At 63.8% G+C, this 20318-nt stretch carries 18 protein-coding genes; 11 read left to right on the forward strand and 7 right to left on the reverse strand.

What is annotated here, in order from left to right; translation table 11 throughout:
- Position 1 precedes the first annotated feature (1 nt).
- On the reverse strand, positions 2-787 hold the full coding sequence (locus tag NSO95_RS07050) for a succinate dehydrogenase iron-sulfur subunit (RefSeq protein WP_301332554.1): 786 nt from the start codon (positions 785-787) through the stop codon (positions 2-4).
- Between the two features lie 132 nt (positions 788-919).
- Here NSO95_RS07050 and NSO95_RS07055 point away from each other — a divergent pair, with 132 nt between their 5' ends.
- Positions 920-1666 (forward strand): SDR family NAD(P)-dependent oxidoreductase, encoded by a 747-nt coding sequence (locus NSO95_RS07055; protein ID WP_257595477.1) that lies wholly within the window; start codon positions 920-922, stop codon positions 1664-1666.
- Between the two features lie 160 nt (positions 1667-1826).
- Here the strand turns inward: NSO95_RS07055 and NSO95_RS07060 are convergent, their stop codons facing one another.
- Both NSO95_RS07060 and NSO95_RS07065 read right to left on the reverse strand, forming a co-directional pair.
- Complete coding sequence (locus tag NSO95_RS07060) at positions 1827-2630, reverse strand: NTP transferase domain-containing protein (protein WP_257595478.1); 804 nt, start codon at positions 2628-2630, stop codon at positions 1827-1829.
- A gap of 3 nt (positions 2631-2633) precedes the next feature.
- Positions 2634-3641 (reverse strand): D-alanine--D-alanine ligase family protein, encoded by a 1008-nt coding sequence (locus NSO95_RS07065; protein WP_257595479.1) that lies wholly within the window; start codon positions 3639-3641, stop codon positions 2634-2636.
- A gap of 97 nt (positions 3642-3738) precedes the next feature.
- Between NSO95_RS07065 and NSO95_RS07070 the strand changes: the two genes are divergently transcribed.
- Complete coding sequence (locus tag NSO95_RS07070; RefSeq protein WP_257595480.1) at positions 3739-4419, forward strand: hypothetical protein; 681 nt, start codon at positions 3739-3741, stop codon at positions 4417-4419.
- Positions 4308-5204, forward strand: a complete 897-nt coding sequence (locus NSO95_RS07075) for a hypothetical protein (protein WP_257595481.1) — start codon at positions 4308-4310, stop codon at positions 5202-5204. The genes NSO95_RS07070 and NSO95_RS07075 overlap by 112 nt, the downstream gene beginning before the upstream one ends.
- A 6-nt stretch (positions 5205-5210) precedes the next feature.
- On the opposite strand, the gene NSO95_RS07080 is transcribed toward NSO95_RS07075, so the two are convergent.
- On the reverse strand, positions 5211-6233 hold the full coding sequence (locus tag NSO95_RS07080; protein ID WP_257595482.1) for a D-alanine--D-alanine ligase family protein: 1023 nt from the start codon (positions 6231-6233) through the stop codon (positions 5211-5213).
- A 71-nt stretch (positions 6234-6304) separates the two neighbouring features.
- Positions 6305-7201 (reverse strand): haloalkane dehalogenase, encoded by an 897-nt coding sequence (locus NSO95_RS07085; RefSeq protein ID WP_257595483.1) that lies wholly within the window; start codon positions 7199-7201, stop codon positions 6305-6307.
- A gap of 61 nt (positions 7202-7262) precedes the next feature.
- Here NSO95_RS07085 and NSO95_RS07090 point away from each other — a divergent pair, with 61 nt between their 5' ends.
- Complete coding sequence (locus NSO95_RS07090) at positions 7263-7898, forward strand: class I SAM-dependent methyltransferase (RefSeq protein WP_257595484.1); 636 nt, start codon at positions 7263-7265, stop codon at positions 7896-7898.
- Between the two features lie 36 nt (positions 7899-7934).
- Here the strand turns inward: NSO95_RS07090 and NSO95_RS07095 are convergent, their stop codons facing one another.
- Positions 7935-10616, reverse strand: a complete 2682-nt coding sequence (locus tag NSO95_RS07095; protein WP_257595485.1) for an Rne/Rng family ribonuclease — start codon at positions 10614-10616, stop codon at positions 7935-7937.
- 426 nt (positions 10617-11042) lie between these two features.
- Here NSO95_RS07095 and NSO95_RS07100 point away from each other — a divergent pair, with 426 nt between their 5' ends.
- The 6 genes from NSO95_RS07100 (at position 11043) to NSO95_RS07125 (ending at position 18688) form a co-directional block, all read left to right on the forward strand.
- Positions 11043-11915, forward strand: a complete 873-nt coding sequence (locus NSO95_RS07100) for an N-acetylmuramoyl-L-alanine amidase family protein (protein WP_257595486.1) — start codon at positions 11043-11045, stop codon at positions 11913-11915.
- A gap of 73 nt (positions 11916-11988) precedes the next feature.
- Entirely contained in the window at positions 11989-14538 is a 2550-nt protein-coding gene (locus tag NSO95_RS07105; RefSeq protein ID WP_257595487.1) for a penicillin-binding protein 1A, read from the forward strand.
- A gap of 79 nt (positions 14539-14617) precedes the next feature.
- Positions 14618-15745 (forward strand): peptide chain release factor 2, encoded by a 1128-nt coding sequence (prfB, locus tag NSO95_RS07110; protein WP_257595488.1) that lies wholly within the window; start codon positions 14618-14620, stop codon positions 15743-15745.
- Positions 15746-15805: 60 nt separating this feature from the next.
- On the forward strand, positions 15806-16549 hold the full coding sequence (locus NSO95_RS07115; protein WP_257595489.1) for a class I SAM-dependent methyltransferase: 744 nt from the start codon (positions 15806-15808) through the stop codon (positions 16547-16549).
- A gap of 25 nt (positions 16550-16574) precedes the next feature.
- Entirely contained in the window at positions 16575-17981 is a 1407-nt protein-coding gene (locus tag NSO95_RS07120) for an NAD(P)H-dependent flavin oxidoreductase (protein ID WP_257595490.1), read from the forward strand.
- 143 nt (positions 17982-18124) lie between these two features.
- Positions 18125-18688 (forward strand): alpha/beta fold hydrolase, encoded by a 564-nt coding sequence (locus NSO95_RS07125; RefSeq protein WP_257595491.1) that lies wholly within the window; start codon positions 18125-18127, stop codon positions 18686-18688.
- A gap of 3 nt (positions 18689-18691) precedes the next feature.
- Here the strand turns inward: NSO95_RS07125 and NSO95_RS07130 are convergent, their stop codons facing one another.
- Positions 18692-19708, reverse strand: coding sequence for a 2-hydroxyacid dehydrogenase (locus NSO95_RS07130; protein ID WP_436278026.1), 1017 nt, complete (start codon positions 19706-19708; stop codon positions 18692-18694).
- A 99-nt stretch (positions 19709-19807) separates the two neighbouring features.
- Here NSO95_RS07130 and NSO95_RS07135 point away from each other — a divergent pair, with 99 nt between their 5' ends.
- Positions 19808-20278 (forward strand): SH3 domain-containing protein, encoded by a 471-nt coding sequence (locus tag NSO95_RS07135; protein ID WP_257595493.1) that lies wholly within the window; start codon positions 19808-19810, stop codon positions 20276-20278.
- Positions 20279-20318 lie beyond the last annotated feature (40 nt).

Here is a 20318-nt window from a genome sequence, read left to right on the forward strand (position 1 = left end):
GTCAGATCGCGCGTTCGGCCATCATCTTCTTGGTTTCGGCGATCGCCTTGGCCGGGTTGAGGCCCTTGGGGCAGACGTTGGCGCAGTTCATGATGGTGTGGCAGCGATAGAGCCGGAACGGATCCTCGAGCGCGTCGAGCCGCTCTCCGGTCATCTCGTCGCGGCTGTCCGCCAGCCAGCGATAGGCCTGAAGCAGGATCGCCGGGCCAAGGAACTTGTCGCTGTTCCACCAGTAGCTCGGGCAAGAGGTCGAGCAGCAGGCGCACAGGATGCACTCATACAGCCCGTCGAGCTTCTCGCGCTGCTCGGGCGATTGCAGCCGTTCCTTGCCGCTCGGGGTCGGCGTCACCGCCTGCAGCCATGGCCGGATCGACGCATATTGCGCATAGAAATGGGTGAAATCGGGCACCAAATCCTTGATCACGTCCATATGCGGCAGCGGGGTGATGCGCACTTCGCCCGACTTGAGATCCTCGATCGCTGTGGTGCAGGCGAGGCCGTTCTTGCCGTTCATGTTCATCGAGCACGACCCGCAGATCCCTTCGCGGCAGGAACGCCGGAAAGTCAGCGTCGGATCGATCTCGTTCTTGATCTTGATCAGCGCGTCGAGGACCATCGGCCCGGTCTGGTCGAGGTCGAGCTCGAAGGTATCGTAGCGCGGGTTCTCGCCGCTGTCCGGATCGTAGCGGTAGATCTTGAATTTGCGCAGCTTGCCGCCGCCCTCGGCCGAATGCGCACGGCCCTTGCCGGTGATCTTCGAGTTCTTCGGGAGGGTGAAAGTCGCCATGGTCCGCCGAGTCCTGTTGCTTCGCCAGACTTTCTAGCGTTTCGTGCCAAGAGAGCAAGGCGGCGAACATGCAAGTGTCGCAACGCCCGATCGCCCGCTTGCAAGAATGGGATAGTGACCCAAGTGAACAATATGGACGGTGCAGGACAGCAGGTTGGCACATGGCCGCGGTGTGCAGCGATCTTCGGTGCTTCCGGGGGGATCGGTTCGGCACTGTGCAGCGAACTCGCCGCGCGTGGCGTGGCAACGATTCACGCCGGAAGTCGTAGCGGTCGCGTGCCGCAAGACCAGGCGATTCGGCCTTTTCGTTTCGAGCTCGAAGACGAAACCTCGATCTCGGCAGCAGCCGATGCCATGCGGAATGCGCCGCCCGATCTGGTGATCGTGGCGAGCGGTGTCCTGACCTTGCCCGATGGAACCGGGCCGGAGCGCAGCTACAAATCGCTCGATCCGGTTGTCATGGCGCGGGTGTTCGCCGCCAACACCATCGGTCCGGCTCTTGTTGCCAAGCACATGCTGCCGCTCCTGCCGCGCGACCGGCGAGCGGTCCTTGCAGCCTTGTCGGCCCGGGTCGGCTCGATCGGTGACAACCGCGTGGGGGGATGGCACAGTTACCGCGCGAGCAAGGCGGGGCTCAACATGCTGGTCCGCAACTTTGCCATCGAACTCGGTCGGACCCACAAGCAGGCGGTGGTCGTGTCATTGCATCCGGGCACGGTCGACACGGCCCTGTCGGAGCCGTTCCGGGCCAATCTGCCTGATGGGCAACTGACGGACCCGGACGGCGCAGCGCGCAATCTGCTCGGCGTGATCGATGGCCTCATCCCCGCCGACAGTGGGCAACAGTTCGACTGGAAGGGCGGGCGGGTTCCGGATTAGCCCTCAATCGCAAGTCAAAGGCCGTCCGTTGAATTCATTTTCCTACACGATCACGCCTGGTTAAACCCACTACCGCTCTTTCAAACCGTGATTTTTTCTCGAGCGAATTCCGAGCTGCCGACCGGTTGGACTTTGGTGTCGCCTTAGTGTCGCCTTTCGATCAAGCGGACGGGAGGGGTTTGCGGCTCGGCAACAGCTCTTCGCACACGGCGTAGGTTCGCTCGTTGTCGACATCGATCGCCAGCGCGCCGTCGGCGAAGAATGTCGCTTCCATGGTGATCCCGAACCGCTTGCCGACGCGGCGGATGGCGCTGGGGGCGGAGACGAGCTTGAGGCCCATGAGCGCGATGTTGAACAGGCCGAAGGCGCGGATCATCCGGTCGCGGTTCTTCTGAAACTGCCCGCCCTCGCGAAACGCCTCGGCGGCGGCGAAGGCCTTGCGATTGGCAAGGCCATAGATGTTGCAATTGGCGTAACCGCCGTCGCGAAATTCGTAGAAGTTGCGCTGGCCCTCCGGATGGGCGGTGCGCACATCCTCCGCGCGCGCAAGCGCAAGGGTCGCATCGGCCCGTGCCATTGTCGACCTAACTTGTTCGAAGCCGTCCTCGCTCAGCAGCACGTTGTCGGCTGTGGTGATGACGAAGGGACCTTCGTCGTCTTTCGCCGCAGCGGTCACGCTGTCGACGATGCCGTGATGCGAATCGACGAATAGGATCTTTGTCCCGCAATCGGCATAGCGACCGAGCAGCTTGCCCACTTCGGCCTGCGCCTCCGGCTCGATCGAGATGCGGATTTCGGAGAGGTTGCTGCGCGATGTGACTGTGTCGAGCACCCATTCGATCAGCGGTTTGCCGCAGATCGGGGCGAGGCACTTGTGCGATACCCCTGCGCGTTCGGCGAGCGGGTTGACAACACCGGCGCGCTGCGCGGCGAGGATGATGACTATGGCCGGTCGGTCGCTCAAGGCTTACTCCATCAATCCGTGGCGGCGCAGGCTTTCGGCGAGGATCGTCTCGATCAGCTGTTCCTGCGTCCAGCCCGCCAGAACCGCCGCGCGGCCAAACACCTTCTCGGACCACAGATTGCAATTGAGATTGAGCTCGAGGAAGGTGATCTCGCCGGTCTGCTCATTCACGCGGAATTCGAACCTGCCGTAATCGAACGGCCGGTAATCCTCCCACGCCAGCCGCGTATAGTCGGCGATTCGCGCGATCATCGCCTGGTCCTCGAACGGGTCGAGCGAGTATTTCTGGCTCCGGTCGACCAGGTCGCGCTTTTCCTGATAGGTCCGCAGATGCGACGGATCGGCCTGGCGGAAGATGAGCATCGGCAGGATTTGCGGCTGGCCGTCGATCGTCACCACCGGCACCTCGACATCGCTGCCGTCGATGAAGGGCTCAACGATGGCATCGTGGCCCAGCGCTTGGACCCCGTGCACCGCGGCCTTGACGCTGTCCCAGTCGGTTGCATCATGCACGCCCCAGCTGGCGCTGGAGTTGTTGGGCTTGACGACGAAGCGTTTTCCCTCGGGGCATTTGGCCGGATCGACCGGTGCACCGCGGCGATAGATCGCCCAGGGCGCAGTCGGCACACCAGCGCTGCGCACCGCCATCTTGGCCAGATGCTTGTCGTCCGACAGGCCGCGGATGATCGGGCTGGCACCAAGGTAGGCGATCTCGGCGCGTTCGCACAGCAGCGGGCACAGCATCTCCGAATTGAAGAACCCCGCGCGGTTGAGCAGCGGGAAGACGAAATCGACATCGGGCTTGTCCCACAGGATGTCGAAATTGTTCGAGATCTTGAGGTTCAGGCCGAGGCCGCTCAACACCTGCGACATTTCGCGATGGTACTTCGCATGGTTGCCGTCTTCGGGATTGCCGGTGCCGTCCCAAAGGGCGTTCTTGGCGAGGAAAAGGATGCGAATCCGTTTCTTCGCGGCAGCAGAGATGGTCTTCGGAGCGGGAAATGCCGGCAAGTCGTGCGACCTTTAAAGTTCTTCGTAGACCGGCCCCATAAATCCGCTATTCCCCAAAAGAAACCATAATACGGGCGGGGCATACAAAGGGTCGCATATGCAGCCGCTAAACACCACGGCACCTGTTTCCTCAATCCAGTGCCAGCCATCCCATGATCGTGCGATCGAATTGCTGTCGTCGGGCGGCGATGCACGCATCCTGGTCGATCCGGCATCGTGCCTCAACCAGTACCTTTCCACCCCCTATCCGCGCGAGGTGATCGCCTACGCTTCATCGACGGCGAACGATATAGGTGCGGACGCCTTTGCGCGGGTGGTTGCATTGGTCGAAGCGGGGCTGGATGACTACACCTGTGCTCTGGAAGCGATGCGGGTGCGGTTGCGCAGGATCTTTGCGCTCGACCGCGATTGCGATGTCGTGTTTGCTGCCTCGGGAACGGATCTCGAATACGTGCCACTCGCCGGTGTCGCGGACGCTGCGATGGGCGGGGTGCACAACATCCTCCTCGGCGCGGATGAGGTCGGCAGCGGCTGCATCCATTCGGCACGCGGACGCCATTTTGCCGACCGCACGCCGCTTGGCATCACATCGGAAAGCGGAGCCCCGGTGGACGGGCTGGCGCGGGTTTCGCTGGTCGACATAGCTGGCGTTCGGCTTCGGGCACAGTGCGAACATCGGGCGAAATCGAAGCGGATATCTCGTGCGAGATCGAACAGGCGCAGAAACGGGGGAAGCACGCACTGGTGCATCTGGTCCACGGCTCGAAGACGGGCCTGATCCTGCCCCGGCTCGACGCGCTGGACCGGCTGATGGTGCGGTGGTCCGGCGCGGCCAGTTTCGTGATCGATGCCTGCCAGGTCCGCATCGCGCCCGGGATGGTTGGCAGCTATCTCGAACGCGGCGCCATCGTGATGCTCACCGGCTCGAAGTTCGTCGGCGGCCCGCCCTTCAGCGGGTTTGCGCTCGTTCCGCCGCAGTGGAAGGCACGGGCGGGCAATGTGCCGTCCGGCCTCGCGCGCATATTTCGCCGGGCCGAATGGCCGGCGGACTGGCCAGGCGTCGCTTGCTTGCCCGAAACCGGGAATCCCGGCTTGCAGTTGCGGCTGGAGGCTTCGTTATTCGAGCTCGAAAGGTTCGCCGCGCTCCCGGTCGAACGGGCAGAGAGCGTGATCGCTGCGTTCGGCGCAGCGATTGGCGACCATTTGCTCGCAATCGAAGGCATCGAAATCGTTTCGCCGTGCGAGCCGGGTTTGTCCGGGGAGGCCGAGGACCACCCGCTCGAAATGCGTACGCTCGTCACTCTGGACGTTTCGTCGATGCCGCAGGCCCGCACGTTCGACGATGCACAGGCGTTGCATCGCCGGATCGCCTGTGCCGGGATCAGGCTCGGCCAGCCGGTGCGCTGCCGCAAGCTGGCGGACGGCTGCTGGGCTGGCACACTGCGGATCGGACTGTCGATGCCGCAAATTGTTGTGCTGGCTGCGCTCGACGACATGGCGATGCGCGAAGTGCTGGCATCCGACATGCGCCGCATCGCTGCGGTGTTCGACCTCGCGAGCTGATTTGACTCAGGCGGTGGGCGCGATCAGCCCGGTCCGCCGCCAGCTTTCAGCCAATAGCGTTTCGAGCAGATCGGCGTGGCTGAAGCCAGCGTATCCCGCCGCCTTGGCCATCACCTTCTCCGACCAAAGATTGCAGTTGAGATTGATCTCGATGAAGTTGAACTCACCGGTTTTGAGATCAAGGCGGAACTCGATGCGGCCATAATCGAACGGCAGCAATTCGCGCGCGACCTTGCTCGCCAATTCGGTGATCTTCGGCGCAAATTCGGGGTGCTCGAAGGTCTTGAGCGCGGCTTTCTCGGTGTTCTGCACCAAGTCGCGCTTTTCATAGTAGGTCCACAGTTTCTGCGTGTCCTCACGCTCGTACCACAGCATCGGCAGTGCGACAGGCCGGTCCTTGATGGTGATGAAGGCGCACTGGATATCATAGCCGTCGAGATAGGGCTCGACGATCGCATCATGGCCCTGACCGTGGATATTGGCGATGGCATTGGTGACACCGTTCCAGTCGAAGGCGTCGGAAATGCCCCAGCTCGCGGATGAGGCGTTGGGCTTGATCACCCAGCGGCCATCGGGCGCGGCGGGCAGATCGTTTTCCAGCACGGGCGCGCCGCGGCGATAGCAGAACCAGTCCGCAGTCGGCACGCCGGCATGCGTCGCGACCAGCTTGGAGACGGATTTGTCGTCCCCCAAACCGCGCAGGAACGGCATGGCCCCGAGGTAGGGGATGCGGTGCATGTTGCACAGCAAAGGGATCAGCATCTCGCTGTTGACGAAACCGCCGCGATTGAGCAGCGGAAAGACGAAATCGGTGTCGGGTTGTTCGAACAGCGTCTTGTAGGTGTTCGACAGGCGAAGGTTTAGTCCGAGGTTTTCCAGCGTCGTGCGCACTTCGTGATGATAGATCGCATGATTGCCGTCTTCCGGGTGCATCCCGCCGCCGAACAAAGCGTGCTTGGCCATGAACAGAAGCCGCACCCGTTCCTTCGCTTCGGCCGGGATACGAAGGGGTTCGATTGCACGGGTCATAGCGGATCCTTGTCGTGGGTAAGGCGCTTCCACTAATCTCCATCATCGACCGGGAAAAGGGCCAATTGTGCTCAGACCCCGGCGCGCCGCGCCGTATCGAGGATCGCACCGACGAAGCCCTCGGGATCGTCCTCCTGAATGAAATGCCCGCCCTTGAGGGTCCGGTGAAGCGGGTTGTCGCGTGCGCCGGGAACGCGTTCGCGGAACATGGCATCGCCGCCCCGGGTGATCGGATCGCCATCGGAAAAACAGCAGGTGAAGGGCCTGTCGAAGGTCTCGAGCACCTTCCACGCTTCGATCTGCGCGGGCACCTCGACATTCTCCCCCAGCGGGACCAGCGACGGGAAGATCCGCGCGCCCGCCTTGCTGGCGCGGGTGTCGTAAGGCGCGTCGTAGGCAGCAACCACGTGATCCGGCAACTCGGTCGTGGTCGCGCGCTGGAGAATGCCGCCGATCGGGAACACCGGGCTGTATTTCGAAAACGCGCGCCATTTGGCGAAGGCGGGCGGCGGCTCCTGGCCGGCAGGAAGCCCGCCATTCGACAGGACCACACCGGCGAAGCAGTCGGGCATCGCCGTCACCAGCCGCAAGCCAACCAGCGATCCCCAGTCCTGGCACGCGAGGATGACGTTGCCCAGGCCCATCGCCTCGAACCATTCGCGCATCCACGCGACGTGACCGGCATAAGTATACGCGCCCTTGTCGGTGGGCTTGTCGGATTTGCCGAACCCGATGAGGTCGGGCGCGATCACGCGATAGCCTGCCTCGACCACCGGTCCGATCATCTTGCGATAAAGATAGCTCCAGCTCGGCTCGCCGTGCATCATCAGCACCGGGGTGGCCTCGCGCGGGCCTTCATCGACATAGTGCAGCCGCAAGCCGTCGCTAAGCAGGTGATATCTGGGATCGAACGGATAGTCCGCCAAACCTGCAAACCTATCATCCGGCGTGCGATGTACCTTCGCCATGGTCTCTCCCTCTTTTGCAACCTATCTTGCCGCGAAGGGCGCGAAAGGGAAGGGGAAAACGATGGGTCTGGCCAGCTGGTGGGATGCGCATGGTGTGCCGCGCGTGATCAGGTTCGCATGCGGCATGCCCGCAATCATGAAGCTGCGTTCGAAGGTCGTCCCGCTGGCGGAGGGAGAAGTGTTCGAACTCGGCTGCGGGGGCGGGATCAACCAGCAGTTCTACCGCGCCGATGCGATCACCCGCTACGCCGGGATCGATCCGGGCGGCAAGCTGCTCGAATACGCCCGCGTCGAGGCGGAGAAGAAGGGCTGGCGGGCCGATATTCGCGACGGGGTAGGGGAGGCCATTCCGTTTGGCGACGAAAGCTTCGATACCGTCGTGTGCACCTACACCTTGTGCTCAGTGCAGGACCAGGCGCAAGTGGTGCGCGAGATGCGGCGCATACTGAGGCCTGGCGGAAGGCTCTTGTTCCTCGAGCATGGACGGGCTCCTGATGCCAAGGTGGCGCGGTTCCAGGACCGGATCGAGCCGTGGTGGATGCCTTTTGCCGGCGGGTGCCATCTGACCCGGCCTGTCACCTCCGCCGTGCGCGCCGGGGGGTTTGCGGTCGAGCCGATGGGGGCAAGATACCTCGACAAGACGCCCAGATCGCTCGGCTGGAACGAATGGGGCGTCGGGATCAAGCAAGGGGGCTGAAGGCGGGAGCGCGCACGCTCCCGCCCCAACGCATTGCTATTCGCCGAACGTGCGCTGCCACCAGCCGCGCCGCGAGGTGCCGTTCTCGGTAACCTCTTCCGTCGCAGATTCTTCGGGCGCAGCTTCGGTTTCGACCGGATCGGCTTTCTTCCGGCGAGTCCGCTTGGGCTTTTCTGCCGGGGCCTCTGCCGCAGCCTCCTCCGCCTGGACGTCCTCCGCAGGAATCGCGGCGACAGGCGCGGGTTCGGCCTTCTTCCGGCGCGCGCGCGGCTTAGGCTTGACCTCTGCCTCTTCTTCGACGGCAGGCGCTGCTTCCGCTTCGCTCTCTTCTGCCTTCCTGCGACGCGGGCGACGCTTGGGCTTAGCTTCCTCGGCGACCACCTCGGCCGTCTCCGGCGAACCGTCCGGACCGGCAACCACTGCCATGTCCTCGGCTACCTGCTCGGCAATCACCTCGGCCGTTTCGGCTTCGCTTCCCTCGCCAGCACCATCCTCGCTGTCGCGGTTGCGACCGCCACGGCGACCACGCCCGCCACGGCGGCGACGCTTCTTCTTCTGCTCGCCATTGTCGGTTTCGGTGCCTTCGTCGGAGGAATCGTCATCAGAAGAATCCTCGGCATCGGTGTCTTCGCCGTCGCCGTTCTCGCCGTTCTCGTCGCGCTTCTTGCGGTTGCGCCCGCCGCGGCGGCGGCGCTTCTTTCGCGCACCATCGTCGTCGCGATCCCGGTCGCGGCTCCGTTCGCTTTCCTCTTCGCGCTCGTCGCCTTCGTCCGCTTCATCCTCTTCGGGATAGACCTCGTCATCCTCGTCATCGACGATCGGTTCGAACTTCGGAGCCTGCGACGGACGCGGGCCCGAGCTCGACACGTGCATCTTGGCACCCTCGTCCTCGCCCTCCGGCACGACTTCGACATTCACGCCATAGCGGTCTTCGATCTCGACCAGATCGGCGCGCTTGGCGTTGAGCAGGTAAACCGCGGCCTCGGTGCTGGCGGCGAGGGTGATCAGCGTTCCCTTGCCCTTGGCTGCTTCATCCTCGATCAGGCGCAGCGCAGAAAGCCCCGCGCTCGATGCTGTGCGGACGAGCCCGGTGCCGTCGCAGTGCGGGCAGTCGCGGGTGGTCGCCTCGAGCACGCCGGTGCGCAGCCGCTGCCGGCTCATTTCCATCAGTCCGAAGCCCGAAATGCGCCCGACCTGGATGCGCGCGCGGTCGTTCCTCAGGGCATCCTTCATCGCCTTTTCGACTTTGCGGATGTTGGAGTTGTACTCCATGTCGATGAAGTCGATCACGACCAGACCGGCCATGTCGCGCAGGCGCAGCTGGCGGGCGATTTCCCTGGCGGCTTCGAGGTTGGTCGCGGTCGCGGTCGCCTCGATCCCGTGTTCCTTGGTCGAGCGGCCCGAGTTGATGTCGATCGACACCAGCGCCTCGGTCGGGTTGATCACCAGATAGCCGCCTGATTTGAGCTGGACCACCGGATCGTACATCGCGCGGAGCTGATCCTCGGCGCCGTAGCGCTGGAATAACGGGACGGGATCGGAATAGGCCTTCACCCGGCGTGCGTGGCTCGGCATCAACAGCTTCATGAAGCTCTTGGCGAGCTTATAGCCCTCCTCGCCCTCGACGACGACTTCCTCGATTTCCTTGTTGTAGATATCGCGGATCGCGCGCTTGATCAGGTCGCTGTCCGAATGAATCAGCGCCGGAGCCGCCGAAGCAAGCGTCTTTTCGCGGATTTCGTCCCACAAGCGGGCGAGATAGTCAAAGTCGCGCTTGATCTCGGGCTTGGTACGGCTGAGCCCTGCGGTGCGGACGATCAGCCCCATCGACTTGGGCAGCTTGAGATCGCCGACGATCGACTTGAGACGCTTACGGTCCTGCGCGCTTGATATCTTGCGAGAGATGCCGCCGCCATGGCTGCTGTTCGGCATGAGTACGGTGTAACGACCGGCAAGGCTGAGGTAGGTGGTCAGGGCAGCACCCTTGTTGCCACGCTCTTCCTTGACGACCTGGACCAGCAGCACCTGGCGGCGCTGGATGACGTCTTGGATCTTATAGCGGCGGCGAAGCTCCTGGCGGCGGGCGCGGACTTCGTCGACTTCTTTGGCGCGGCTTCTGCTGCCCTTGCCCTTGCCCTTAGTCTGGCGGCGGCCGCGTCCGCGACCCCGGCGATTGCCGTTCTCACCGTCTTCGTCGGCTTCGGAGGCTTCGTCATCCTCGTCGTCGTCTTCGTCGTCGCCGTTCTCGAGCTGGCCTTCATCGATGGTCGAAACATGATCCTTGTCGGACGTGTCGATCTCCTCGACTCCGTCTTCGGCCATATCTTCGGCCAGCGCCTCGCCGGACTGCTCGTCTTCGGCGTCGTATTCGTCGCCCGGCATTTCGCCGCGATCTTCTTCTTCGGCACGCAGGCGGGCCTCTTCCTCAGCAGCCTCGGCCTCCTCGGCCAGCAGGCGCTCGCGGTCTTCCTTGGGGATCTGGTAGTAGTCGGGGTGGATTTCGCTGAAGGCGAGGAAACCGTGACGATTGCCGCCGAAGTCGACGAAAGCCGCCTGCAGCGATGGCTCGACCCTGGTTACCTTGGCGAGATAGATATTGCCCTTGATCTGCTTGTGTTCGGCAGATTCGAAATCGAATTCCTCAATCCGGTTTCCCTTGAGCACCGCCACCCGAGTTTCTTCGGTGTGGCGCGCATCGATAAGCATGCGGGTTGCCATTCAAATGTCTCCAAACGCCGCCGGGCGGGGCAGACCCCAAGCAGGACGGGCGTTCATATATGTGGAAGCCGCCCGCCGAGAGTGGCGTAGCGGCGATATCGGACCGGTCATGGCGCAGTTTGCGCCCGTACCGGGGTGATGTGTCTGCGGAAGAGAGAATGCGCGTCGAGCGTGCGGCCATCGCCGACCATGCAGCGACATCGGCGATGCGCCGTGTCGTCTGGGTCGGGGGGAGGCTTCTCATGTCTGCATCAACCTGTTGCGAACCCGGTTTCGATTATCCGGGACCATCTGTTGGCCTGCGGGTCCGGTCGCTTGTAAGGCTCGGGAACGGAGGCGAAACTGGTTTTGATGGGCTAGCACCGTGGGTTTCGCATCGCAACCATATTGCGCAACCATGCCGCAACACCGTAACGAGAACCGGCAATGTCATTGCGTGCGCAAATCCTGCTGGTTTTTCTCGTACCGGTTTTTCTGGTCGGCGGGCTGGTGGCGTTCGGGCTGACGATACCGATCCCCCATCTTGGCCGCGCCTATGTCATCAAGTTCGATTTGCCCGAGGCGGGATCGCCCGTCGACCTGCCCGAGATCCTCGGGCCGGAGGATCGTTCGCGGCCCTTGATAGTGATCGATGCAGGTCATGGCGGCAAGGACCCGGGTGCCAGCGGCGCGGGATTCCGCGAGAAGGATGTCGTGCTGGGACTCGCCATCGCCCTGCGCGACGAGTTGCTCCGGCAGGGCGGGGTGCGCGTCGCCCTGACTAGGAGTGACGACCGCTTCCTTGTGCTGGAGGAACGCCCGGAGATCGCGCGCCGCCTCAATGCCGACCTGTTCATCTCGATCCACGCGGACTCCGCCGGTGAAATCCGCGATGTCAGCGGCGCCAGCATCTATACCCTGTCGAGCGAAGCTTCGAGCGAGGCGGCTGCTCGTTTCGCCGAACGGGAGAATAACGCCGACCGGGTCAATGGTGTGGCCTTGGAGGGGACGAGCGACGAGGTAAGCACCATTCTGGTCGAACTTGCGCAGCGCCGGGTGCAGGAAACCAGCGCCGAATTTGCTGTCCTGATCACGCGCGAAGGGCAGGGCACGCTGCGCTTCCACCCGCAGGCGCGCCGCTCGGCGGCGCTGGCCGTGCTGCGCGCGCCGGATGTCCCTGCGGTGCTCTACGAATCCGGCTACATCACCAACCCGGCCGATGCCGCACGACTGACCTCCGAGCAGGGCAAGCAAGATTTCGCCGAAGCGATGGCCCGCGCGATCCGCATCTTCTTCGCCCGGCAGTCGGGTTCGACGTGATGCAAAGCCCCCGTAGATAAGCCTCAAACCGGCTGGCGCGATGCGGAATCGGCGTGCTAAAGGCCCGGTCACCATGGCTGAAAGCACGCTTCAATCGATCAGTTACCGCATCCGGCGCGAGGCCAGCGGTGTCTTCAATTGGGTGAAGGCTAAGACCCGTCCGGTGAACGAGTGGTTCGGTCGCAATTGGCGGCACAAGCGCTGGTTCCGCTGGCTGAGTTCAGCACTGGGCGCGTTCCTGCTGGTGTTTCTGGCTGGCTACATAGTGCTCACGCGCAATCTGCCCGATGTCGAAACGCTGCGCGACTACCAGCCGCCGCTGCCCACGGTGGTGCGCGGCTACGACGGCGAAATCGTTCACAGCTATGCCCGCGACCGGCGAGTCCAGTTGCAATATGCCGATTTCCCTGAACCGCTGATCGAGGCGTTCCTTGCGGCGGAGGACAAGACCTTCTTCAGCCACGGCGGGATCGACGCGGGCGGGCTGTTTGGCGCAGTCATCGACTATGTCAGCAAGATGGGCAGCGGCGAGCGTGCGGTCGGCGGGTCGACGATAACCCAGCAGGTGGCGAAGAACATCTTCCTGTCGAAGGAGTATTCGATCACCCGCAAGCTCCGCGAAATGATCCTGGCTCGGCGTATCGAAGGCGTGCTGAGCAAGGAGGAAATTCTCGAGCTTTACCTCAACGAAATTCCGCTCGGCCGCCGCAGTTTCGGAGTCCAGGCGGCGGCGAGGACATATTTCGACAAGGATGTTGCCGATCTCGAACTGCAAGAGGCAGCGTTCCTCGCGATCCTGCCCAAGGCACCCGAGACCTACAGCCGCGAAAAGAATTTCGACGAAGCAATCTCGCGGCGCAATTTCGTCCTCGACCAGATGGCAGAGAACGAGTTCGTCACCCCGGCCGAGGCCGCCGCTGCCAAGGCAGCGCCGCTCGGCATCGTACCAGCACGCACCCAGCGTTCGGCAGATGCGGGTTACTTTCTCGAGGAGGTGCGGCGGCAACTGCTCGAAGACTTCGGCGAAACAGCCGAGAATGGCCCCAACAGCGTCTACGCCGGCGGCCTGTGGGTGCGGACCTCGCTCGACCCTGAGTTGCAGGCTGCCGCACGCGACGCGCTGCGCCAGGGCCTCATCCGTTACCACGCAGGAAGAGGCTGGAGCGGCCCACTCGCAACGATCGATTTCGACGACGGGCCGTGGGCCAGTCAACTGGCTGCGTCACCGCTTGGCATCAATTACCAGAACTGGCGCGTCGGCGTTGTCACCGAACGCAATGGCGGGAGCGCGCAAGTCGGATTTTCCGACGGCAAGACCGCACCGCTCACCGGATTGCCGCAGGCGATCAAGGTGGGCGATGTTACCGCAGTTCGGCCGTCGGGCAACGGCTATGCGGTTGGTACGGTACCCGCCGTCTCCGGCGGATTTGTCGCGCAGGCACCGCAGACCGGGAGAATTCTTGCGATGCAGGGCGGGTTTGACGACCGGCTGTCGGACTTCAACCGCGCCACACAGGCGGACCGCCAGCCTGGTTCGACGATCAAGCCATTCGTCTATGCCTCCGGGCTCGACAACGGCATGACCCCGGCGAGCGAGATTCCCGACCAGACATATTGCTATTACCAAGGCTCGAACCTCGGCGAGAAGTGCTTCCGCAACTCCGGTGGCGGCGGGGGCGGCGTGCACACCATGCGGTGGGGGCTGGAGCAGTCGCGCAACCTGATGACGATCCACATCGCGATGGAGACGGGCATGCCCAAGGTGATCGACACCTTCGAGACGATGGGCATCGCGGACGAGGGCGTTTACAAGCCGTATCCCGCCTTCGCGCTGGGCGCGGGCGAGACCAAGGTGATCAATATCGTCAATGCCTATTCGGCGTTGGCAAACCACGGCAGACTCAACCGGCCGACGCTGATCGACTATGTTCAGGACCGCAAGGGCAAGGTTATCTGGCGCGCCGACCAGCGCGATTGCAACCGGTGCGACATGGAAGAGTGGGACGGCAAGCCGATGCCGCGCTTCGGCTTGTCGGGCGTGCAGGCGATGGACCCGCGCACTGCCTACCAGACCGTCCATATGCTCGAAGGCGTGATCCAGCGCGGGACAGCGACCGTGCTGCGCAGCCTCGACATGCCGATGTTCGGCAAGACGGGGACCACCACCGGGCCGACCGACGTATGGTTCATCGGCGGTACCTCGGACCTCATCGCCGGGGTTTATCTGGGATATGACACGCCGCGCAATCTGGGCGGCTATGCGCAGGGCGGCACGGTTTCGGCACCAATCATCAAGGCGTTTTTCGAGAAGGCCAAGCCAAAGCTGCGGCCCGAACCCTTCGTTGCCCCGGCGGGTGTACGGATGGTGCGGGTCGATCGCCTCTCAGGCAAGCGCGTGTTCGATGGCTGGCCGACCGGTGATCCCAAGGGCTCGATCATCTGGGAAGCCTTCAAGCCCGACACCGAACCACCCCGGGCGACCCGGCGCGATGAAATCGAAGCCAAGCGGCAGGAAATTCTCGCGCTTATCAGGCGCGGGCAGCGGGCGGCACGCACCGAAGAGCAGGAAGTCGTCGAGACCGACCAGCAGGACTTCGTCGAAGGTCAGGGCGGCATCTACTGACGGCCGGAGCGGGCGGGGCTTCCCTTTACAATCCAATTCCGTCCGCTAAGCGGGCCGCCAATCTGTTGGAGTGAACGCCATGCGTGCCGAAGGGCAGGCCCATATCGACCGGATCGAAGCCGCGCTGCAACTCGTCCGCCAGTCGCTCGACTGGGAGCGTGCTTTGCGCCGGCTGGAGGAACTGAATTCCCGCGTACAAGACCCTTCGCTGTGGGACAATCCGAAGGAAGCGCAGGCGATCGGCCGCGAACAGAAGCAGCTCGAAACCTCGGTCAATACGGTGAAGGCGATCTCAAGCGAGATGGCCGACGCGATCGAATTCGTCGAGATGGGTGAGGCGGAAGGCGACGACGACATCGTCGCCGAGGGACTTGCCACGCTCGCCAGCCTCGCCGAACGGGCGGATGCCGACAAGGTACAGGCGCTCCTTTCCGGCGAGGCAGATGGCAACGATACCTATCTCGAAATCCACGCCGGCGCAGGCGGTACGGAGAGCCAGGACTGGGCCGAGATGCTGTTCCGAATGTATGCCCGCTGGGCCGAACGCAAGGGCTTCAAGGTCGAAACGGTCGAATACCAGGCGGGCGATGCCGCAGGGATCAAGTCCGCAACGCTGCTGTTCAAGGGTGAAAACGCCTATGGCTATGCCAAGACCGAGAGCGGGGTGCATCGGCTGGTGCGCATCAGCCCCTACGACAGCAGCGCGCGGCGCCACACCAGCTTCAGCTCGGTGTGGGTCTATCCGGTGATCGACGACACGGTCGACATCGAGATCAACCCGGCCGACCTCAAGATCGACACTTACCGCGCGTCGGGCGCCGGCGGGCAGCACGTCAATACGACCGATTCCGCCGTCCGCATCACCCACCAACCCAGCGGCATCGTGGTCGCCAGCCAGGTCGACCGCAGCCAGCACAAGAACCGCGACATCGCGATGGGCATGCTGCGCGCACGCCTTTACGAAGAGGAAATGCGCCGGCGCGAGGAGGCAGCAAGCGCCGAGCATTCGTCGAAGAGCGATATCGGCTGGGGCCACCAGATCCGCAGCTACGTCCTCCAGCCATACCAGATGGTGAAGGATCTGCGCACCGGTGTAACCTCGACAAACCCGGATGCCGTGCTCGACGGGGCGCTGGACGACTTCATCGCCGCCTCGCTGGCGCAGCGTGTCACGGGTGAGACCGTCGACGTTGAGGACGTGGAATAGGTGCTCTGGCCAGCAGCGTTGCCATTTGCGCAACTTGCCGGTGCCGCCTAGATGTTATCCATGACCCGCGCCGCGCTCCTCGCTCTCGTGCTACCTGTCGCGCTCGCCGCCATATCCTGCACGCCGCCTGCGTCCGATCGCCGCGAATCCTCGCGGCAGTTCCCGGAGCCTGACCGCCCGGTTTCCTCGCTCGGCTCGAACGAGTTCTCGACCGAAACCACGCGTGACAATCGCGGTGAAGCGGAGACGGTGATGGATCTCGCCGGAATTGAGACCGGCATGACGGTGGCCGATATCGGGGCCGGCGAAGGCTATTATACCGTCCGCCTCGCCGACCGAGTGGGCAAGGGCGGACGCGTGCTGGCGCAGGATATCGACGATGCCGCGCTCGGGCGGCTCGGCACGCGGATCGAGCGCGAGCGGTTCGACAATGTCTCGATCAAGCTCGGCGCTCCGGACGATCCACGACTGCCCGAGAACAGCTTCGACCGGATATTCCTCGTCCACATGTACCACGAGGTGCAGGAGCCTTACGCGTTCCTGTGGCGGATGTGGCCCGCGCTCCGCGAAAACGGACAGATCATCGTGGTCGATGTCAACCGGCCGACCGACCAGCACGGGATCGATCCGTTGCTGTTGTCGTGCGAATTCCGCAGCGCCGGGTTCGAACTGGTGGCATTCAAGGACAAGCCTGAGCTTGCGGGGTACTATGCACAGTTCAAGCGAGCCGCTAACAGGCCCGAGCCAAAAGACATAAAGCCGTGCCGAGGGTCGCCGCAAGATGCGGGCAATGCAACCGGCTGAGGTTGCCTGAAAGAGTGGAATTGTAATGAGTTTCAAGGGACTGAGCCCGATCGTTTACGGCGGCCGCGAAGTGTGGCCGCTGGTTGAGGGGGGCAAGGGCGTGTCGGCCACCAATCATCTGAGTTCGGGCGCGTGGGCCGCTGCCGGCGGCATCGGCACGGTCAGCGCGGTCAATGCAGACAGCTACGACGAGGACGGCAACCCGGTCCCCCAAGTCTACCCCCAAGCAACCCGCAAGGAGCGTTTCGAGCAGCTCGTTCGCTATGCGATCGACGGTGCCACCGAACAGGTGAAGCGCGCGCACGAGATTGCCGGGGGCAAGGGCGCGATCAACATCAATGTGTTGTGGGAAATGGGCGGCGCCCCGCAGGTGCTCGAGGGCGTGCTCGAGAACTGCAAGGGCCTGATTACCGGCGTCACCTGCGGTGCAGGCATGCCCTACAAGCTGGCCGAGATCGCCCAGCGCCACAACGTGCATTATCTCCCTATCATCAGCTCGGCGCGCGCCTTCCGCGCGCTGTGGAAGCGCAGCTATTCCAAGGTGCCCGAACTGATGGCGGCGGTGGTCTATGAAGACCCGTGGCTGGCCGGCGGGCACAATGGCCTGTCCAATGCCGAGGACCCGCGCGTGCCGGAAGACCCGTACCCCCGGGTCAAGGCGCTGCGCGAGACCATGCGCGCCGAGGGTGTGTCGGAGGATACTGCTATCGTCATGGCTGGGGGAGTTTGGTTCCTGCGCGAATGGAACGACTGGATCGACAATCACGAACTGGGCAAGATCGCGTTCCAGTTCGGCACACGGCCGCTACTGACGCACGAAAGCCCGATCCCGCAGGTATGGAAGGACATGCTGCGCACGGTCGAGCCGGGTGACGTGCTGCTGCACAAGTTTTCACCCACCGGTTTCTATTCGAGTGCGGTCAAGACGCCGTTCCTCTACGACCTGATCCATCGCAGCGAGCGCCAGATCCCGATCTTCAAGCGTGACGAGGAAGAGGGCACCGTGCCGCTCTCCGACCATGGCAAGGCGAAGTATTTCTGGGTCCATCCGGGCGACCAGCGCAAGGCGCTCGCCTGGATGCACGAGGGCTTCACCGAGCCGCTCAAGACGCCGGACAATACGGTGGTCTTCGTCACCCCCGAAAGCGCCGAGCAGATCCGCGCCGACCAGCAGGGGTGCATGGGCTGCCTCAGCCACTGCCAGTTCTCGAGCTGGAAGGATCACGACGATCACACCACCGGCCGCCTGGCCGACCCGCGCAGCTTCTGCATCCAGAAGACCCTGCAGGACATCGCCCACGGCGGCGACCCGGACGAGAACCTCGCCTTCGCCGGACACGCCGCTTACCGCTTCAAGCAGGACCCGTTCTATTCGAACAACTTCACCCCCACGGTGAAGGAACTGGTGGACCGGATTCTGACCGGGGATTGATGATAGTGGCGGCAGGCGACCGACCGGCCACGCCGCCGCCCCTCCGCAATGTATGGCGGGAGTTTGCCGCCGCTCCCAAGCTTGCGATAGGGCCTCTGCGACCACCCGTCACCATATCGGGGGCTGGGCGGGGACGACCGGTTATGGTCATTCCCGGGATGATGTCTGGAGACAGCTCGACAGCCTATCTGCGCCGGTCGCTCGAGGCTTCGGGATTCGACGTGCGCAAGTCGGGCATCACCTTCCAAACAGGCATCGAAGCGACGCGGTTCGGGAGCCTTCAGGCACGCGTTTTGAATATTCGCGAGGCAACCGGCAAGAAGCCGTTGCTGGTCGGGTGGAGCCTTGGCGGATTGTATGCGCGCGCGCTCGCCCATGCAGCGGCGAAAGATGTTGCAATGATCATGTCGCTCGGTTCCCCTTTTTCGGGCCCTCGGACCGCCAATCGTGCATGGCGGCTCTACAATCTCGTCAACGACCATTCGGTTGATAGTCCGCCGATCGCAATCGATGTGTCGTGCAAACCGCCGGTGTTTACGATAGCCGCTTGGTCGCGTCGGGACGGGATCGTCTCGGTTGCCAGCGCCCAAGGCTTGCCTGAGGAAAGCGACGAGACGCTCGAACTCCCCGGCTCCCATTTCGACTTGGGCACGTCGAGTCGCTGCGTGCGCCCAGTAATCGAGCGCCTGGGCAGGGTGCCCGAATAGGGCCTAGACCAGCGCATCCAGCACCTGGTCTGGCGGTCTGTGTCCGTCGGCCCAGAAGCGGATGTTGGCGATCACCTTGGCGCCCGATGCCTCGCGGCCTTCGCGGGTAGCGCTGCCGATGTGGGGGAGAGTCATCACATTGGGATGCGCGAGAAGGCGCGGGTCGACCTGCGGTTCGTCCGGATAGACGTCGAGACCGGCCCCGGCGAGCTTGCCCGATTCCAGTGCCGCGATCAGCGCCTCCTGATCGACCAGCTCGCCTCGCGCGGTGTTGATGAAGGATGCCCCCTCCGGCATCAGGCCGAACCGCCGTGCATCCATGAAGCCGATGGTCGAAGCGGTGGCCGGACAATGCAGCGTCAAAATGTCGGCCGCGGCGATCAGATCGTCGACATTCTCGACATAGCGCGCGCCGAACATCGATTCGAGCGCCCGCGGCAGCGGCTTGCGGTTGTGATAGGCGATTTCCAGCCCGAAGGCGCGAGCGCGGTGCGCGACCGCCTGCCCAATCCGGCCCATGCCGACGATGCCGAGGACCTTGCCGCCCAGCTGCCTGCCCAGCATCCGCGACGGGGCCCAGCCGGTCCATTCGCCGCTCCGCACCAGTGCTACGCCCTCGCGGACCCGGCGCGGCACGCCGATGATCATCTCCATCGTGATATCGGCGGTATCGTCGGTGAACACGCCCGGCGTGTTGGTGACCATGATCCCGCGGTCGCGCGCGGCCTTCAGGTCGATATGGTCGGTTCCCGCGCCGAAATTGGCGATCAGGCCGAGCCGGTCGCTCGCTCCGGCGATCAGTTCGGCATCGATGCGGTCGGTCACCGTGGGGACGAGCACGTCGCAATCCTGCATCGCTGCGGAAAGCTGATCGCGGGTGAGGGGTTCGTCGCCAACGTTTAGCACTGCATCGAACAACTCGCCCATGCGCGCTTCGACGCTCGGCATCAGGTGGCGAGTGACAATGACGCGAGGGCTGCCTTCGACGCGGCGGGACGATCGATTGTGCGCGGAATCCATGTCGGCGGGGCTAAGCTGGGGGCGTCTGACGGTCAAGCCGCTTGCGCAAGCGATGCGTCCCGCTTGAAGCACCCCCGTCGCTCGTTCTAGGGGAAGGGCATGACCATGCGAATCCTAGCCGCGGCCCTTATCCTCCTGGCCGCCCTGGCGACTCCCGGCTCGGCGCAGGATCGGGAGGTTCCCTATTGGGCCACGATCAAGACCGACGAGCTCAACATGCGGGTCGGGCCGAGCGTGGAATACAAGATCGCCTGGGTCTACAAGCGCAAGGGGCTGCCGGTGAAGGTGATCCGGGTGGTCGAGGGCTGGCGGCTGATCCGTGACCACGACGGCGACGAGGGCTGGGTCACCGCCAACCTGCTCTCCGCCGAGCGCGGCGGGCTGGTTGTCGGCGAGGGGTTGGTGGCAATGCGCGAAAGCCCAAGTTCCGCCAGCAAACTGCGCTGGAACGCCCAACCGGGAGTAGTCGGAAAGCTGGGCGAGTGCGAAGCCGGTTGGTGCCGGTTCGATGTCGCCGGGCGCGCCGGTTGGGTCGAAGCCGGACGGTTGTGGGGTGCCGGCGAGCCCTGATCCGCTCTATTCGGCCGCCACCAACAATAAGGGGCGGCAC

Origin of the sequence: Parerythrobacter lacustris, assembly GCF_024626475.1 — a bacterium.
Taxonomy (GTDB): Bacteria; Pseudomonadota; Alphaproteobacteria; order Sphingomonadales; family Sphingomonadaceae; genus Parerythrobacter_A; species Parerythrobacter_A lacustris.

Bases quoted from the DNA above. Each gene is read 5' to 3' on its own strand.
- NSO95_RS07050 (WP_301332554.1), bottom strand. From the start codon at position 787: ATGGCGACTTTCACCCTCCCGAAGAACTCGAAGATCACCGGCAAGGGC.
- NSO95_RS07055 (WP_257595477.1), top strand. From the start codon at position 920: ATGGACGGTGCAGGACAGCAGGTTGGCACATGGCCGCGGTGTGCAGCG.
- NSO95_RS07070 (WP_257595480.1), top strand. From the start codon at position 3,739: ATGCAGCCGCTAAACACCACGGCACCTGTTTCCTCAATCCAGTGCCAG.
- NSO95_RS07080 (WP_257595482.1), bottom strand. From the start codon at position 6,233: ATGACCCGTGCAATCGAACCCCTTCGTATCCCGGCCGAAGCGAAGGAA.
- NSO95_RS07085 (WP_257595483.1), bottom strand. From the start codon at position 7,201: ATGGCGAAGGTACATCGCACGCCGGATGATAGGTTTGCAGGTTTGGCG.
- NSO95_RS07090 (WP_257595484.1), top strand. From the start codon at position 7,263: ATGGGTCTGGCCAGCTGGTGGGATGCGCATGGTGTGCCGCGCGTGATC.
- NSO95_RS07095 (WP_257595485.1), bottom strand. From the start codon at position 10,616: ATGGCAACCCGCATGCTTATCGATGCGCGCCACACCGAAGAAACTCGG.
- NSO95_RS07100 (WP_257595486.1), top strand. From the start codon at position 11,043: ATGTCATTGCGTGCGCAAATCCTGCTGGTTTTTCTCGTACCGGTTTTT.
- NSO95_RS07105 (WP_257595487.1), top strand. From the start codon at position 11,989: ATGGCTGAAAGCACGCTTCAATCGATCAGTTACCGCATCCGGCGCGAG.
- prfB (WP_257595488.1), top strand. From the start codon at position 14,618: ATGCGTGCCGAAGGGCAGGCCCATATCGACCGGATCGAAGCCGCGCTG.
- NSO95_RS07115 (WP_257595489.1), top strand. From the start codon at position 15,806: ATGACCCGCGCCGCGCTCCTCGCTCTCGTGCTACCTGTCGCGCTCGCC.
- NSO95_RS07120 (WP_257595490.1), top strand. From the start codon at position 16,575: ATGAGTTTCAAGGGACTGAGCCCGATCGTTTACGGCGGCCGCGAAGTG.
- NSO95_RS07125 (WP_257595491.1), top strand. From the start codon at position 18,125: ATGGTCATTCCCGGGATGATGTCTGGAGACAGCTCGACAGCCTATCTG.
- NSO95_RS07130 (WP_436278026.1), bottom strand. From the start codon at position 19,708: ATGGATTCCGCGCACAATCGATCGTCCCGCCGCGTCGAAGGCAGCCCT.
- NSO95_RS07135 (WP_257595493.1), top strand. From the start codon at position 19,808: ATGACCATGCGAATCCTAGCCGCGGCCCTTATCCTCCTGGCCGCCCTG.